Source organism: Mobilicoccus pelagius NBRC 104925 (assembly GCF_000247995.1).
GTDB lineage: Bacteria > Actinomycetota > Actinomycetes > Actinomycetales > Dermatophilaceae > Mobilicoccus > Mobilicoccus pelagius.
Window position 1 is genome coordinate 41,241 of record NZ_BAFE01000052.1, and the last position, 16,276, is coordinate 57,516.

Below are 16,276 nucleotides of genomic sequence, written 5' to 3' on the forward strand. Positions count from 1 at the left end.
ACAGGACCCCCGGACGCCTCTCGCGTCCGGGGGTCCTGTACGTCGGGGCGGGGCCCGATGTCGTGCGTGATCAGTCGGCCGTGGGGATGGCGCCCCGGCCCACGTCGGACATGCGGGCCTGCGTCCACGGCGCGAGCAGGGCGAGCACGACGGCGACGCCGATCGTGACGAACCCGAGTCCGTAGTAGAACGCCACGTCACCGAGGTCCTTCGTCCGGTCGATGACGACGGCGGCGCAGCCCTGGCCGGTGGCGGCGGCGAGGAGCCACAGCGTCATCGTCTGCGAGGCGTACTGCTTGGGCGCGAGCGACGTCGTGGCGGCGAGACCCACCGGGTTCATGAACAGTTCGGCCACCGTCTGGACGATGAACACGACGCCGAGGAACCACCACGGGGCGAGGTTGCCGGACCCGGCCGGGTACTGCGCGTAGCCCCAGCCCATCATGAGGGCGGTGAAGCCGATGATCGCGACGGCGATGGCGAACTTCATCGCCGTGCTCGGGAACTTGCCGGCACGACGCGTGAAGATCCAGCCGAGGATCGGGGCGAGGATGAGCACGGCCGCCGGGTTGATCGACTGGTAGGCGCCCGCCGACAGGCCGAAGCCGCCGCTGATGAGGCCGTCGGTGTTGTCCTTGGCGAAGGACGCCATCTTGCCCGACGCCTGCTCGAAGATGATCGTGAAGAGCATGTTGCCGACCCACAGCGGCAGGAACGCCCACAGGTGGCGGCGCTCGTGCGGGGTCACCTTGGGACTGCGGAACATGGTGATGAAGTAGAACGCCGACGCGAGCGTCGCGATCGTGAACACGACGTAGGCGATGCCCTGGGCGAGACCACCGAAGATCGGCGTGTAGAGAGCGGTGAGGACGACGACGGCGACGACGAAGCCGAACGCGAGCAGGGCCAGGCGTTTGCCCTCACCGGGGCGCAGCGGGTTCGGCACGTCGAACGCGAACTGCGAGAGCCGGCCGCGGCCGTAGACGAACGCGGCGAGACCGAACGCCATGCCGATGGCGGCGGCGATGAAGCCGACGTGGTAACCGAACCGCTGCTGGAGGCCGTACGTGATGAGCGGCGAGATGAGCGACCCGACGTTGATCGACATGTAGAAAAGCTGGAACCCGGCCTCACGGCGGGGGTCCTTCTCGTCGTACAGACCGCCGACGATGGTCGAAAGGTTCGGCTTGATGAAGCCCGTGCCGAACGCGATGAGGAACAGGCCGATCCACGACGTCGTCGGCGTGGGCACCGCGAGGAGGACGTGGCCGAAGAGGATGACCATGCCGCCGTACAGGGTGGAACGCCAGGGACCCACGACGCGGTCGGCGAAGATGCCGCCGGGGATCGTGAGGAAGAGCACGGAGGCCTGGTAGGTCGCCATGATGACCTGGCCCGTGTTCTTGTCGAGGCCCAGACCGCCGTTGGCGAACGTGTCGGTGATGAAGTACAGCAGGATGGCGCGCATCCCGAACCAGCTGAACCGCTCCCACATCTCGACCTGGAGCATCCAGGGGAGTCCGCGTGGCTGACCGAAGAGGCCGACGTCCTCGCTCGACGGGCCGGTGCGGACGGTGGCGGGGCGCCAGCGGTCGTGATACCTCGGCCCGTGGGCCGGTGGCTGGTCGGTGGTGGTCACGTCGTTGTGTCCTCTCGTGCGACGTCGGCGGGCCGCGGGGGTGGTGCGGCCGTGCCGGGGGCCTCGTGGGCCTCGGCGCAACAGTAGGCGCCTCGGGGGCACGTTCGTGTCCGGAATCGCGGGATTCGCGCGACGAGCGGGTCGCGCGCGGGGCGGGACGTGGGTCGTGCGCCGCGCGCACGCAGGAGGCGGGGCGTCGTGGCGGTCGAGGGGCACCCGGTCCGCGCCGTGCGACCGCGGGCCGGCCGTCGGGCGGCCTCCCCTCGTCGGCTCCCGGGCCGCGGGCCGCGCGTGAGCCGGGTGTACTAGGTTGGACGATAGACCTGATCGGACGCGGAGGCATCCGCGTGGCAGGTCGCGGCCGGCCCGAGGGGGGCCCGTCCGCTCGTCATCGTTCCAGAGGGGGAACCGTGTCCCGTCGTCTCATCGGCGTAGTCCTCGCCGTCGGCGCGCTCGCCGCGCCTGCGGCACCCGCCGTCGCCGCCCCGGCCGCCGCACCCGCATCGGTCCGGGCCGCCACCACGCCCACGCCGACCCGCGCCACGGCCAAGAAACCGGTCGCGAAGAAGACCGTCGCCAAGAAGCCGGCCGTGAGGACGGCGTCGGTGACCCGAAAGGCCGCCACGACGAGGACCGTCACGAAGAAGACGTCGTCGACGACGTCGACGACGGCGGTCGCCCGGCGGAGCACGTCGCGCACCACCCTCGCCCCGGGGTCGAAGGGTCCGCAGGTCCTCGCGCTGCAGAAGCGGCTGTCCTCGCTCGGCTACTGGGTGGGGACTCCCAACGGCCACTACGGCCACGGCACGACCCAGGCCGTCATGGCGGTGCAGAAGGTCGCCGGTCTCGACCGTGACGGGGTCGCCGGTCCCGCGACGCGGGCGGCCGTCGAGCGCGGGGTGCGGCCCGCGGCCCGCACGAAGTCCGGTCGCGCCGTCGAGATCGACCTGCGTCGTCAGGTCGTCGTCATCGTCGACGGCGGCCGGGTGCGGACGGTCCTCAACACGAGCACCGGTACCGCCAAGACGCCCACGCCGAAGGGCACCTACCGCATCCACCGCGGGTACGGCGCGGGCTGGCGTACCGCGCCCCTCGGAAAGCTCTACCGCCCCAAGTACTTCCACCGGGGCTACGCGATCCACGGAGTCAACGACGGCGGGATCCCCGGCGTCCCGGCCTCCCACGGGTGCGCCCGGGTGAGCACGGCCGCGATGGACATGCTGTGGGGCCGCGGCGGTCTGCGCAACGGCGACAAGGTGCTCGTCTACTGACGGCGCGCTCGTCGACGGCGAGTGTTCCGCACGAGGCGGCCACCCCCCTGGGGGAGTGGCCGCCTCGTGTCCCACCGGAGCGCATCCTCGGGCGCGGCGCGCATCGGTCGGGTGCCGCAGGGTGAGGTGCGGCAGTCGCCGGTGCGGTGGGGCGGAGTCGCCGGCGGGTGGGCGGGCGTGGGCGGGCTCACAGCGATGTCCGGGGCAGGAGGGGACGCGGAACGGCATAGTGGACCGCAGTATCCGGCCGACGACGACCGAAAGGCAGCCATGTCACGCCTGCAGAAGACCGAGGGGCTCACCGAGGAACAGGCCGAGTTGATCTCACTCGTGCGGCAGTTCGTCGAGGAGCAGATCATCCCGGTGGCCACCGAACTCGAGCACGACGACGAGTACCCCACCCAGATCGTCGAGGCGATGAAGGAGATGGGGATCTTCGGCCTGATGATCCCCGAGGAGTACGGCGGCCTCGGCGAGTCGCTCCTCACCTACGCCCTGTGCGTCGAGGAGATCGCTCGCGGCTGGATGAGCGTCTCCGGCATCATCAACACCCACTTCATCGTGGCGTACATGCTGCTCCAGCACGGCACCGAGGAGCAGAAGCAGAAGTACCTGCCCCGCATGGCCACCGGCGAGGTGCGCGGTGCGTTCTCGATGTCCGAGCCCGGCTGCGGCTCCGACGTCTCCGGCATCAAGTCCCGCGCCGTCAAGAACGGTGACGAGTGGACGATCAACGCGCAGAAGATGTGGCTGACCAACGGTGGCAGTTCCACCCTCGTCGCCGTCCTCGTCAAGACCGACACGGGCGCCGAGTCGGTCTACAAGAACATGTCGACGTTCCTCGTCGAGAAGGAGCCCGGTTTCGGCAAGGTCGGCGACGGCGTCACCGTCCCCGGCAAGATCGAGAAGATGGGCTACAAGGGCGTCGACACCACCGAGCTCGTCCTCGAGGACTACACGACCACCGACGCCGAACTCCTCGGTGGTGAGCCCGGCAAGGGCTTCTACCAGATGATGGACGGCGTCGAGGTCGGCCGCGTCAACGTCGCCGCCCGCGCCTGCGGCGTCTCCCGCCGCGCGTTCGAGCTCGGCATCGACTACGCCCAGCAGCGTGAGACATTCGGCAAGAAGATCGCCGACCACCAGGCGATCATGTTCCGCCTCGCCGACATGGCCACCAAGGTCGAGGCCTGCCACCAGATGATGGTCAAGGCCGCCCGCCTCAAGGACTCCGGCAAGCGCAACGACGTCGAGGCCGGCATGGCGAAGTACCTCGCCGCCGAGTACTGCGCCGACGTCGTCGAGCAGTCCTTCCGTATCCACGGCGGCTACGGCTACTCCAAGGAGTACGAGATCGAGCGGCTCTACCGCGAGGCCCCGATGCTCCTCATCGGTGAGGGCACCGCCGAGATCCAGAAGATGATCATCGGCCGCGCGCTGCTCAAGGATTACAAGATCCGCAGCTGACGCCGCGCCGCCGACACGGCGGCCGAGCACGGGACGACGGGGGCGGTGACGACACCGCCCCCGTCGTCCGTATCCGGGCGCCCGACGACGTACGTGCCGACGAAGACGGGCCGCCGGGGGTGCGGCGGGTATCAGCGGCCGTGGATCCGGGCACCGCACGAGGGATCTCGTGTGATGGGATGGGGGCATGGGGACGCAACCTGGAATGCCCGGCCACCTGCCGATGGCCAAGCTGCAGCTGACGAATCCGCGCAGCCTCGCCGTCTACGACTCCTACGAGGACGCCCAGCGCGCGGTCGACTACCTCTCGGATCACGGCTTCGCGGTGCAGAACGTCATGATCGTCGGCACCGACCTCAAGCAGGTCGAGCGGGTCACGGGGCGGATGTCGTGGGGCAAGGCCGTCGGGAGCGGCGCCCTCAGCGGCATGTGGGTCGGCCTCATGGTGGGTCTGCTCATGTCGATGTTCGGCGGCGGCGCCGACACGATGGCCCGTGTGACGTCGTCGGTCGTCGCCGGTGCGTTCTTCCTCGCAGTGTGGGCGGGCATCGGCTACGCCGTCACGCAGGGCAAGCGTGACTTCACCTCCGTGAGCCAGGTCGTCGCCACCCGCTACGAGATCCTCGTCGAGCAGGCCACGTTTGCCGACGCCGACCGCATCCTCCGCGGCCCGACGGGTGGCGCCGGTGCCGCCGGTACACACGAACAGCCGACCGGTCCGCGCCGTGACGACGAGCTCGGCCGCAGCGGGGGACCGGAACGGACCCCCACGACCGACGAGACCGGCCGCCTCTGAGCCGTCTCCTCCGACGAACGACGAAGGACGGGCTCCGCAGCGTGCGGGGCCCGTCCGTCGTTCGTGCGCAGGCCGTGACGTCGTCGAGGGCGTCAGCGGCCCGGGCGGTCAGTCCGAGATGCCGAGGATCCTCGCCATCCAGGCCTCGACCTCGTCGGAGCGGCTCGGGATCATCGCGGAGAGGTTCTCGCAGCCGTCCTCGGTGATGAGGATGTCGTCCTCGATGCGGACGCCGATGCCGCGGAACTCCTCGGGGGCGATCACGTCGTCGGCCTTGAAGTACAGGCCGGGCTCGACGGTGAGGACCATGCCGGGGCGGAGCTCGGCGTCCATGTAGTCCTCGCGCAGCGCCTGGGCGCAGTCGTGGACGTCCATGCCGAGGTGGTGGCTCGTGCCGTGCACCATCCACCGGCGGTGGTACTGGCCCTTCTCCGGGTCGAGGGTCGTCTCGACGTCGACGCCGTCGGGGAGCAGACCCCAGGAGTGGAGGTGCTCGGCGATGACGCGGATCGCGGCCGCGTGGACGTCCCTGAAGTGGTTGCCGGGGCGGCACGCCGCGATGCCCGCCTGCTGCGCCTCGTACACGACGTCGTAGATGCGGCGCTGGACGTCGGTGAACGTGCCGGAGATCGGCAGGGTACGGGTGACGTCGGCGGTGAAGAGGGAGTCGACTTCGATGCCGGCGTCGAGGAGGAGGAGGTCGCCGTCGCGCAGGTCGCCCGTGTTGCGGATCCAGTGGAGGGTGTTCGCGTGGTCGCCGGCGGCACAGATGGAGTCGTAGCCGACGCCGTTGCCGTGGTGGCGCGCGTGGAGGCCGAAGACGCCCTCGACCCAGCGCTCGCCGCGGCCGCGCTTCTTCGCCTCGGGGAGGTCGGCGACGACGGCGTCGAACGCGCGGGCGGTGCCCTCGCACGCGAGACGCATCTGGTCCTTCTCCCAGTCGTCCTTGATGAGGCGCATCGTCGAACACGTGCGGGCGAGTTCGGCGTCCGCCTCTGCGGCGGCGACCTGCTGCTCCTCCGTCGTCGTGAGGCCCGCCTCGGATCGGACCCTCTCGACGAGGGCGGCCACGTCGGCGTCGGCGTCGGCGATGACGCGCAGGCCGATCTGCCCGGCGTCCTTCGCGAGCGCGTCACCGAGCTGGTCGATGTGACGGGTCTCGATGCCGAGCTCGGCGGACATCGACTCGAGGGTGGGGCGGGACCCGACCCAGAACTCCCCGTAGCGGGAGTCGGCGAAGAACTCGTCGGAGTCGCGGGACGCGAGCGGACGGAAGTAGAGCACGGGGTCGTGGCCGCCGTCCTCGCGGGGGTCGAGGACGAGCACGGCGTCCGGCTCACGGTCTGCGCCGAGGCCGGTGAGGTGCGCGAACGCGGTGTGGGGGCGGAACACGTAGTCGCAGTCGTTGCTGCGGACCTTGAGTCCACCCGCCGGGACGACGAGGCGCTCGCCGGGGAACGCCTGGGAGACGACGTCGCGACGTGCCGGGGTCCACCGGGCGACCTCGGCCTCCTGCGGCAGGTCGTCCCCGCGGGGCGCCCACCCGGAGGCGATGAACGCGCGGAACTCCTCGTTCGTCGGACGGCTGCGGTGGTCGGGCTTGGTCGGCTGCTTCTCACTCACCCCGTCATCGTGTCACGTGGGATGACCGCGGCGCCGGTGGGGCGAGGTGCGACTTGGCCCCACCGGAGAGGGGACGACCCGGAGGGTGGACCCCCGATCGGGTGACACGGCGGGTGATCTGGGACGGACCGGGCTGTGGTCGAGCGTGTTTGCCCGCCCCCGGCCGATGGCCCACAGTGGGTGGGGTGACCGAGGAGTTCCCCGCCGCCCCGCCCACGTCGAAACCGCACGTCAACCCCGAACTCGTCGGTGTCACCGACGACCCGCCGTCCCAGGTCTTCGCCGTCGTCGACGAGGCACTGCTCGACTCGGCGGTCAAGGACACCGCGACGAGCAAACCGTTCCAGCGCGTGCCGCAGGCGTCCTCCATCCTCCGGATCGCGAAGAACGCCGTCCGGGCCGCGGACGCTCCCACGTGGGGCCTCGACCTCAGCGAGATCGAAGGCGGCATCGAGAAGGCACGCTCCCGCACTGTGATCGACCTCGCGATGCGGATCGCCGAGTCGACGCTCTCGACGGGCGCCTCGGCGGCGGACGTCACGTCCTACGTCCTCGCCGTCACCGCCGCGTACGGCCTCCGCTCGGTCCACGTCGACGTGACGTTCACGTCCATCGCCGTCACCCACCACCGGGGTGCGTTCGAGGATCCCGTGACGATGATCCGCATCGTGCGGACACGCGTGCCCGACTACGAACGCCTCGCCGCCACCCACGAACTCATCAGCGAGATCACCGACGACGCGTTGCCGCTCGAGGAGGCACAGGAGCGGTTCGTGCAGATCATGAAGCGCCCCCATATGTACCGGCGGGGCGTCATCACGTTCTCCTTCCTCCTCCTCGGTGGTGGCGTCGCCGCACTCATGGGCGGACACCTCTACGAGATCCTCTTCGCGACGGTGATCTCCGGTGTCGTCGACAGGGCCATGTTGTGGGCGGGGCGCCGCCGACTCGCGACGTTCTTCGGGCAGATGCTCGGCGGGGCGATCCCCACCGCGGTCGCGATGGCGATCGTCGCGGCCCAGGGGCACGGAATGCCGTTCGCGCTCGCGATGAGACCGTCGGTCCTCGTCGCGACGGGGATCGTCGTCCTCCTCGCCGGGCTGTCCGTCGTCGGCGCCGCGCAGGACGCGATCGACGGGTACTACGTGACGGCGGGCGCCCGCGCGTTCGAGGTGTTCACCCTCACCCTCGGGATCCTCGTCGGTGTCCTCTCGGCCATCACCGTCGCCTCCTGGCTCGGCGTCCCCGCCTACCTCATCCCCAAGTCGGCCCTCGCGACCTCCTTCGCCGTCCAGCTCGTCGCAGTCGGGATCATCGCGTTGTCGTTCGGCATCGGCTGCTACGCAGGCTCCCGCACGATCATCGTGTCGGTCCTCATGGCGGTGCTCGGGTGGGTCGTCTACGTCGCGCTGCTCCGATCCGGCCTCGGCCCGATCCCGTCGACGGCCTTCGCCTGTCTCGCCGTGGGCCTCTTCTCCCAGCCGGCCGCGTGGATCGCGAAGGTCCCCTCCCTCGCGATCAGCACCTCCGGGATCGTCGCGTTCCTCCCCGGCGGCATGGTCTATCGCGGGCTCTACTACATCGTCGAACCGGCCCCGGTGACGACGCCGGAGACCGACGGGGGGTTCCTGCTCTTCTCCGCGGGTGCCACGGGTCTCGCCATCGCGGGCGGTGTGAGCCTCGGTTCCTACTTCGGCCGCCAGCTCGCCCGGTCGGGCCGTGGCGGTCAAGGCCGCGCGAAGGAGTATGCGCTGCGCCGCAGCACCGCCGCTGCCGAGTGAGGACCGGGAAGGGGACACCGAGGTCCTCCGTGTCCGGGTGGGACGTCGACGGCCCCCGGGCGGCCTGAAGAGGTCGCCCGGGTGGGCCGTCGACGGAGGTGCGAACGTCAGAAGTTGATCATGTGACCCGCGATGCCGTGCATGGCCTCCTTGACCGCCTCGCCCAGCGTCGGGTGGGCGAACACGGTCCGGGAGACCTCGTCGGCCGTGAGGTCCCACTGCTTCGCGACGTTGACCGCCGGGAGCAGCTCGGTGACGTCGGGGCCAATCATCGAGACGCCGAGGATCTCGTTGTACTGCGAGTCGGCGATGACCTTGACGAATCCGACGCCCTCGCCGAGACCCTGGGCCTTGCCGTTCGCGGTGAACGGGAACGAGGCGACCTTGACGTCGTGACCGGCGTCCTTGGCCTGCTGCTCGCTCATGCCCATCGACGCGATCTGAGGGTGGCAGTACGTCGCGCGCGGGATGTTCGCGTAGTCGACCGGCATCGTCTCGGCGCCGGCGATCGTCTCGGCCGCGACGATGCCCATCGCCTCGGCGACGTGCGCGAGCATGAGCTTGGCGGTGACGTCACCGATCGCGTAGACGTGCTCGACGTTCGTGCGCATGTAGTCGTCGACCTCGATCGCGCCACGCTCGGTGAGTTCGACGCCGAGGTTCTCCAGGCCGTAGCCCTCGGTGCGGGGCTGGAAGCCGAACGCGCACAGCATGCGGTCGGCCTCGAGCACCTGGCTGTCGCCGCCCGCAGCGGGGGAGACGGTGACCTTGACGCCCGAGCCGGTGTCCTCGACGGACTCGACCTTCGTGCCGGTCATGACCTTGACGCCGAGACGCTTGTAGTGCTTGGCGAGCTCCTTGGACACGTCGGCATCCTCGGTGGGCACCATGCGGTCGACGAACTCGACGATCGTCACGTCGACGCCGAAGTTCGCCATGACGTAGGCGAACTCGACACCGATGGCGCCCGAGCCGCCGATGATGATGCTCTTGGGGAGGTTCTCGTCGAGGATCTGCTCCTCGTAGCTCACGACGTTCTCGCTGAGCTCGATGCCCATCGTGCGCACCGTGGCGCCGGTGGCGATGATGAGGTCGTCGTACGTGACCTCGGTCGTGCCCTTGTCACCCTCGACGGCGATCTTGTTGCCCCCCTGCAGGGTGCCCCACCCGTCGATCTCGGTGATCTTGTTCTTCTTCATGAGGAAGTGGACGCCCTTGACGATGCCCGCGCTCACCTGGCGGCTGCGCTTGTGCGTCGGGCCGTAGGACATCGTGGCGTCGCCCTCGATGCCGTACTTCTTCTTCTCGTGCGTGAGGGTGTGCGCCAGTTCGGCGTTCTTGAGCAGCGCCTTGCTCGGGATGCACCCGACGTTGAGGCAGACCCCGCCCCAGTACTGCTTCTCGATGACGGCAACGGACTTGCCGAGTTGCGCGGCGCGGATGGCGGCGACATACCCACCGGGACCAGCACCGAGGACGACGACGTCGTAGTGATCAGCCATGGGGGTCAGCGTACCGGCACCGCCCTGGCGCGGCTTCGGGTATGCGGCGCCTTGACCGGCCTTCGCCGCTGCGGTGCCGTCGCGTGCCGTGTCCCACCCCCCCCCACGGGTGCCCTGCGGGCCGCCGCGACAGCTCCGAGCGTGAGCCTCCCCGTGTCCGCCGCCGGCCGCCGGTGAGGCGCGCGACACAGCCGCGGAGCCCCCGGCGTGCGACGCCGGATGCGACGATGCCGAGGAGACGAGCCCACGCGGGCCCCGAACAGGACGGAGAGGCGACGTGGCCGACACGGCATCGAAGAACGCGACCGGAAACTTCTACGAGGACTTCGAGATCGGGCAACGCATCGTCCACGCGACGCCGCGGACCGTCACCGAGGGCGACATCGCGCTGTACACCGGCCTCTACGGGTCGCGGTTCGCCGCGACGAGCGCGGAGACCTACGCCCGTGACCTCGGCTACCCGCGGATGCCGGTCGACGCGCTCCTCGCGTTCCACCTCGTGTTCGGCAAGTCCGTCCCCGACATCTCGCTCAACGCCGTCGCCAACCTCGGCTACGCGGGCGGGCGCTTCGGGGTGCCCCTCTACCCGGGCGACACCGTGAGCACCACCTCGGAGGTCATCGGGCTCAAGCCGAACTCCTCTGGCAAGAACGGCAACGTGTACGTCCGCTCCATCGGCGTCAACCAGGACGGCGAGACCGTCGTCGAGTACGTCCGATGGGTCATGGTGAACCGCCGCGCAGCCACCGACGAGATCGGCGAGGCGCAGATCCCCGACCTGCCGGGCGCCGTCGCCGCCGAGCACCTCGTCGTCCCCGTCGACCGCCTCAGCTACGACGACCGCATGGTGGAGCTCTCCGGCAGCCCCTACCTCTGGGGCGACTACGAGGTCGGCGAGAAGATCGACCACGTCGACGGCATGACGATCGAGGAGTCCGATCACATGCTCGCCACGCGCCTCTACCAGAACACCGCCAAGGTGCACTTCAACCAGTTCGCCCAGAAGGACAGCAGGATCGGGCGTCGCCTCGTCTACGGCGGCCACATCATCAGCCTCGCCCGCGCGCTCTCGTTCAACGGCCTCGCCAACGCGTTCACGATCGCCGCGATCAACGCCGGATCCCACTGCAACCCGACGTTCGCGGGCGACACGATCCACGCCTGGTCGGAGGTTCTCGAGCGGATACAGATGCCCGGCCGCGACGACGTCGGCGCGCTGCGTCTGCGTACGGTCGCGACCAAGGACCTGCCCTGCGGCGAGTTCCCCTACACGGCGACCGAGGGGGAGAAGGCTGGCAAGTACCTCCCGAACGTCGTCCTCGACCTCGACTACACGGTGCTCATGCCGCGCTGACCGGGCGAGAGGGACGGGGCCCTCTGGAGTCGTCCCCGGCGGGGCCGAGGCGGGTCCCGCACGCCCCACGCGACGAACGACGACGGAACGGCCGGACGTCCCGAACGCGACCGTCCGGCCGCTCCGTAGGCTGGGTGGATGATCATCGACCTTCACGCCCACACCCTCGTCTCCGACGGCACGGACACCCCCGCGCAACTCGTCGAGCAGGCCGAGGCGGCAGGGCTGGACGTCGTCGCCCTCACCGACCACGACACCGCCGCCGGGTGGCGTGAGGCCATCGACGCCGCCGAGCGACTCCGCGTCGGGTTGCTGCCGGGCATCGAGATCTCGTGCTCCTGGGACGGGATCAGCGTGCACCTCCTCGCCTATCTGCTCGACCCGGCGGACCCCGACCTCGCGGCCGAGCTCGACGCCGCCCGTGAGAGCCGCGACGTGCGTGCACGACGCATCGTCGACCTCCTCTCCCGCGACGTCCCGGTCACGTGGGACGACGTCGTCGCGCAGGTCGGGGAGGGGGCGACCATGGGTCGCCCGCACATCGCCGACGCCCTCGTCGCCCGGGGGGTCGTCCCCGACAGGTCGGCTGCGTTCGAGACCTACCTCCACACCGGATCGCCCTACTACGTCACGCACTACGCGCCCGACCCCGTCGACGCCGTGCGGCTGGTGCGGGCGGCCGGGGGGGTGCCCGTCATGGCGCACCCGTTCGCGGCGAAGCGGGGGCGCCTCGTGCCCGACACCGTCATCGAGGAGATGACCCGCGCGGGACTGTTCGCGCTCGAGGCCGATCACCCCGATCACGACGAGGCCCAGCGGGCGAAGGCCCATGCCGTCGCCGCCGATCTCGGGCTCCACGTCACGGGTTCCAGCGACTACCACGGCACCGGCAAACCCCAGGGCCTCGCCGCTTGCACGACCCACCCCGACGTGCTCGACGCCCTCCTCGCCGAGCCGACGAGCCGCGGCATCGTGCGCCCCTGAGCGACGGCCCCTTCCGCCGTCGAGGAAGGAGTGATGAGGGGGGAGCTCCCGGGGAACGAGCACGCCCCGCACCACGAGACGCGGTGCGGGGCGTGGGCGCGCGGGGACGCGCCGAGGCGAACTGCCACCCGAAGGGGTGGGCGGCAGGTCGTCGGTCCTCGGGAGGGGGACGTGCGTCGTGGGCGCCGCAGACGTCGACGGATCACGCCGGCGTCGAGGCCGGTCGTCGGTCGTCGGTCGTCGGTGCAGAACCCCCGATGCTCCACGGATCCCGGGACGTCGCAGCCCCGGACGTCGTGACCCCCGACGTCGCAGGTCCCCGGAACCCTGCGACCACGTCACAGTAGGACCCGACCGGACGAGCGTCCAACTGGCGTGACGAGCCATCCACGATACGGACGCGGCTCCACACCCGGGCTGGCACGAGGTCCCGCCCGCGGGACGGCGGGTCGACGGCGCCAGGGGTCTGCGGCACGAGAGGGCGCGGCGGCGTCACGGACGACGGCCCGCAGCCGGGACGGCGACGGGGGCCGGTCCACGGTGTGGAGGGCCCCCGAGGCCGGACGAAGACGAACGGTCAGTCGGCCGAGGCGCCGCTGGATCCGCCGTGGGTGCGGCGACGACGGCGGCTCCGCGCCGGGCGGTCGCCGGCCTCCTCGGTGCGCGCCTCGCGCCCGCGGTCGGAGCGCTCGCCGCGGCCACCGCGGCCGTCACGATCGCCACCTCGGCCACCACGGCCACCACGGCCGTCGGGACCGGAGTCGGAACGGCCACGACCACCGCGACCACGACCCTTGCCGGCCGAGGCGCCGGTCTCACCGAGGTCCTCGAGCTTCTCGGCCTCGAGCCCGGCCCGCGTCCGCGCCGACTTGGGCAGGCGGCCGGTGACCTCGGGATCGATGCCGAGGTCCTCGTAGAGGTGCGGCGAGGACGAGTACGTCTCGACGGGCTGCGGGATGCCGAGGCCGAGGGCCTTGTCGATGAGGCCCCAGCGCGGCATGTCGTCCCAGTCGACGAGCGTGATCGCGACGCCCTTGTGACCCGCGCGGCCGGTGCGGCCGGTGCGGTGCAGGTACGTCTTCTCGTCCTCCGGGCACTGGTAGTTGATGACGTGCGTGACGTTCTCGACGTCGATACCGCGGGCCGCGACGTCGGTGGCCACGAGGATGTCGACCTTGCCGTTGCGGAACGCCCGCAGCGCCTGCTCACGGGCGCCCTGGCCGAGGTCGCCGTGGATGCTCGCAGCGGCGAAGCCACGGTCGGCGAGCTCGTCGGCGACCTTCGCGGCCGTGCGCTTCGTGCGGCTGAAGATGATCGTGAGGCCGCGGCCCTCCGCCTGGAGGATGCGGGCGACCATCTCGACCTTGTCCATCGCGTGCGCGCGGTAGACGTACTGGTCGATCGCGGCGACCGTCTGACCCTCGTCGTCGTCGCTGATGGCTCGGATGTGCGTCGGGCGCGTCATGTAGCGGCGGGCGAGGGTGACGACGGCGCCCGGCATCGTCGCGGAGAAGAGCATCGTCTGACGCGACGCCGGCGTCTGCGCGAGGAGCTTCTCGACGTCGGGGAGGAATCCCAGGTCGAGCATCTCGTCGGCCTCGTCGAGAACGAGCGTGCGGATGGCGTGCAGATTGAGGTGACCCTGCTGCATGAGGTCGATGAGGCGACCGGGGGTGCCGACGACGACCTCGACGCCCTTCTGGAGGGCCTCGATCTGCGGCTCGAACGCGCGGCCGCCGTAGATCGTCGTCACGCGGATGCCGCGACGCGAGGCGGCACGGGTGAGGTCACCGGCGACCTGGTTCGCGAGCTCACGCGTCGGAGCGACGACGAGGCCCTGCGGGCGACCCGGGTGCGGCAGGTCCTCGAACCCCTCGTCACCGGGGGCGACGACGCGGTCCAGGAGAGGCACGCCGAAGCCGAGCGTCTTGCCCGTACCCGTCTTGGCCTGCCCGATGATGTCGTACCCGCCGAGCGCGACCGGCAGGGTCATCGCCTGGATCGGGAACGGCGTGACGATGCCGGCGTCCGCGAGGGCCGCGACGATGTCGGGGTGGACGTCGAAGTCGGCGAACGTCTTCTCGACGACGGCCTCGGGGTGGGCCTCGATCGTGGTGTCGGCGCCCGCGGCCTGGGCCGACGCGTCGATCGTCGGTTCGACGACGGCGTCCGAGACGGGCGGGGCGGTGAGAGCGGGGTCGTTCCTGGTCATGGAGATCCTTCGATCGGCCTGCGGCGCAGGGCGCACACGGGTGGGTGTCGGGCCGATCGGAGGTCATTCATGGCGCCGCGAGGGGGCGCAGGAGGCGGAGTCGAACCGCCGTCGTGGTCACGTTCGTGCCGACCGGGCACCGGGATGGTCACCCGCAGTCTACCTCCGGGGCACATCCGCCCCAGACGCGCCACGGCCCGGCTGCGCGGAGGCGACCGGGCCGTGGGCGGCACCGGGTGGATCAGAGCATCCCGAAACCGACACCGCCGCGACGGGGAGCGCCGATCTCGACGTAGGCGAGGGCGGCACTCGGGACGAGCACCACACTGCCCTTGGAATCGACGAGGCGGAGCGGGGTGGAGTTCGTGAAGGCGGCGGTCACCGTGCTCTCGATCTCCTCCGGCGACTCGTCGGACTCGATGGTGATCTCGCGGCTCGTGTTCTGCACACCGATCTTGACCTCCACGAGGTCTCCTTTCGGGAGGCGCCGCGGTGAGGCGACGCGAGCGGGACGACCGCGCCCGGCGGGCACGATCGGGTTCTCGTCCAGGTTAACCACGGGGGACGGGCCGTTCTTCCCGCCTCGCACGCGTGGGGGCCGTGGCGCCGCCCCCGACGGGTCAGCGGGTCTGGGCGACGCCGTCGACGACGGGGAAGCTGCGGATGCCGCGCCACACGACCTCGGCGAGGAGCCGCGCGGCCTGCTCGAGGGGGATCTGGGAGCCCTGTCGGACCCAGCGCCGGGCCGCGGTCTGCGCCATGCCGACGACGCCCGTGGCGACGAGGCCCGCCTCGGACTCCGAGAGACCCGTCTGGTCGACGACGAGGTCACCGACCGCCTTGGCCGACACCCGCTCGACGGTGCGGACGCGATCGGCGACCTGCGCCTCCTGCCGGAGGTCCGACTCGAAGACGAGCCGGTAGGTGCCGCCGTTGCGGGCGACGAACCCGAGGTAGGCCTCCATCGTCGCGACGACCCGCTGCTCGTTGTCGCTCGTCGACCTCAACGCCGCCTGCACCGAGTCCAGGAGCTGCTCGCAGGCCGCGTCGAGCAGCGCGAGGTACAGCTCGAGCTTGCCCGGGAAGTGCTGGTAGAGGACCGGCTTGGACACCCCGGCCCGGTCGGCGATCTCGTCCATGCCGGCGGCGTGGTACCCGGACTCGACGAAGACCGCCTGCGCGGCCGCGAGGAGCTGCGTCCGACGCTCCTCGCGGGGCAGACGGGTGCCGCGCGGCACGCTGGGGGTTCCACCGGGGGTCGTGACCACGATCGATCCGGCTCCTTCCGGGGTAGAGGTGCTCGCGCGATCGGTCGACGCCGAGAACAGGCATCCTAGTCGCGCCTCCGCGCTCCCCACGGCACACCGGGCAGGACGGCTCCGGCGGGCTCCGGCGGGCTCCGCGTCGACGCACCGTCGACCCGCAGGACGTTTCCCTCCTCGCGTGCGGAGAGGCGCGACTCGGGGCCCGGCGGCGGCGTGGCTCGATCGGGATCCGCTGCGTCCGTGGGAGTCCCGCATCCTCGGCTCGTCGGGGTGCCGTGCTTCCCTCCCGGCCGTCCACGGGTCCCGGGTGACGGGGCGCGGTCGTCGGTTCCCGTCCCCTCGGGGGTGTCGTCGGCGCCGTCCCGGGTGCGTCGTGACGGGC

General features: G+C 70.9%; 12 protein-coding genes. 6 read left to right on the forward strand and 6 right to left on the reverse strand.

What is annotated here, in order from left to right:
- Positions 1-70: 70 nt before the first annotated feature.
- Positions 71-1,639, reverse strand: coding sequence for a peptide MFS transporter (locus MOPEL_RS07605; protein WP_009482296.1), 1,569 nt, complete (start codon positions 1,637-1,639; stop codon positions 71-73).
- A gap of 410 nt (positions 1,640-2,049) precedes the next feature.
- Between MOPEL_RS07605 and MOPEL_RS07610 the strand changes: the two genes are divergently transcribed.
- The 3 genes from MOPEL_RS07610 (at position 2,050) to MOPEL_RS07620 (ending at position 5,173) form a co-directional block, all read left to right on the forward strand.
- The gene (locus MOPEL_RS07610; RefSeq protein WP_245544741.1) at positions 2,050-2,910 is read left to right on the forward strand and encodes a L,D-transpeptidase family protein; all 861 of its coding nucleotides are present in this window, start codon (positions 2,050-2,052) and stop codon (positions 2,908-2,910) included.
- A gap of 270 nt (positions 2,911-3,180) precedes the next feature.
- Entirely contained in the window at positions 3,181-4,377 is a 1,197-nt protein-coding gene (locus tag MOPEL_RS07615; protein ID WP_009482299.1) for an acyl-CoA dehydrogenase family protein, read from the forward strand.
- 187 nt (positions 4,378-4,564) lie between these two features.
- The gene (locus MOPEL_RS07620) at positions 4,565-5,173 is read left to right on the forward strand and encodes a YflT domain-containing protein (protein WP_009482300.1); all 609 of its coding nucleotides are present in this window, start codon (positions 4,565-4,567) and stop codon (positions 5,171-5,173) included.
- Between the two features lie 108 nt (positions 5,174-5,281).
- Here the strand turns inward: MOPEL_RS07620 and MOPEL_RS07625 are convergent, their stop codons facing one another.
- Positions 5,282-6,796, reverse strand: coding sequence for an aminopeptidase P family protein (locus MOPEL_RS07625; RefSeq protein WP_009482301.1), 1,515 nt, complete (start codon positions 6,794-6,796; stop codon positions 5,282-5,284).
- A 185-nt stretch (positions 6,797-6,981) separates the two neighbouring features.
- On the opposite strand from MOPEL_RS07625, the gene MOPEL_RS07630 reads away from it, so the two are divergent.
- Positions 6,982-8,577: a threonine/serine exporter family protein gene (locus tag MOPEL_RS07630; protein WP_009482302.1), complete on the forward strand. Its 1,596-nt coding sequence runs from the start codon at positions 6,982-6,984 to the stop codon at positions 8,575-8,577.
- A 107-nt stretch (positions 8,578-8,684) separates the two neighbouring features.
- On the opposite strand, the gene lpdA is transcribed toward MOPEL_RS07630, so the two are convergent.
- Complete coding sequence (gene lpdA, locus MOPEL_RS07635) at positions 8,685-10,079, reverse strand: dihydrolipoyl dehydrogenase (RefSeq protein ID WP_009482303.1); 1,395 nt, start codon at positions 10,077-10,079, stop codon at positions 8,685-8,687.
- A 277-nt stretch (positions 10,080-10,356) separates the two neighbouring features.
- On the opposite strand from lpdA, the gene MOPEL_RS07640 reads away from it, so the two are divergent.
- A complete protein-coding gene (locus MOPEL_RS07640) occupies positions 10,357-11,433 on the forward strand; it encodes a MaoC family dehydratase (protein WP_009482304.1) in 1,077 nt (358 codons plus the stop codon).
- 138 nt (positions 11,434-11,571) lie between these two features.
- Complete coding sequence (locus MOPEL_RS07645; protein ID WP_009482305.1) at positions 11,572-12,417, forward strand: PHP domain-containing protein; 846 nt, start codon at positions 11,572-11,574, stop codon at positions 12,415-12,417.
- A gap of 577 nt (positions 12,418-12,994) precedes the next feature.
- On the opposite strand, the gene MOPEL_RS07655 is transcribed toward MOPEL_RS07645, so the two are convergent.
- The 3 genes from MOPEL_RS07655 to MOPEL_RS07665 all read right to left on the reverse strand — a co-directional run bounded on the left by MOPEL_RS07655 (position 12,995) and on the right by MOPEL_RS07665 (position 15,897).
- Positions 12,995-14,629, reverse strand: coding sequence for a DEAD/DEAH box helicase (locus MOPEL_RS07655; RefSeq protein WP_009482306.1), 1,635 nt, complete (start codon positions 14,627-14,629; stop codon positions 12,995-12,997).
- Positions 14,630-14,870: 241 nt separating this feature from the next.
- Positions 14,871-15,095, reverse strand: coding sequence for a DUF3107 domain-containing protein (locus MOPEL_RS07660; protein ID WP_009482307.1), 225 nt, complete (start codon positions 15,093-15,095; stop codon positions 14,871-14,873).
- Positions 15,096-15,249: 154 nt separating this feature from the next.
- Positions 15,250-15,897: a TetR/AcrR family transcriptional regulator gene (locus tag MOPEL_RS07665; RefSeq protein ID WP_009482308.1), complete on the reverse strand. Its 648-nt coding sequence runs from the start codon at positions 15,895-15,897 to the stop codon at positions 15,250-15,252.
- Positions 15,898-16,276 lie beyond the last annotated feature (379 nt).

Bases quoted from the DNA above. Each gene is read 5' to 3' on its own strand.
- MOPEL_RS07620 (WP_009482300.1), top strand. From the start codon at position 4,565: ATGGGGACGCAACCTGGAATGCCCGGCCACCTGCCGATGGCCAAGCTG.
- lpdA (WP_009482303.1), bottom strand. From the start codon at position 10,079: ATGGCTGATCACTACGACGTCGTCGTCCTCGGTGCTGGTCCCGGTGGG.
- MOPEL_RS07655 (WP_009482306.1), bottom strand. From the start codon at position 14,629: ATGACCAGGAACGACCCCGCTCTCACCGCCCCGCCCGTCTCGGACGCC.
- MOPEL_RS07615 (WP_009482299.1), top strand. From the start codon at position 3,181: ATGTCACGCCTGCAGAAGACCGAGGGGCTCACCGAGGAACAGGCCGAG.
- MOPEL_RS07645 (WP_009482305.1), top strand. From the start codon at position 11,572: ATGATCATCGACCTTCACGCCCACACCCTCGTCTCCGACGGCACGGAC.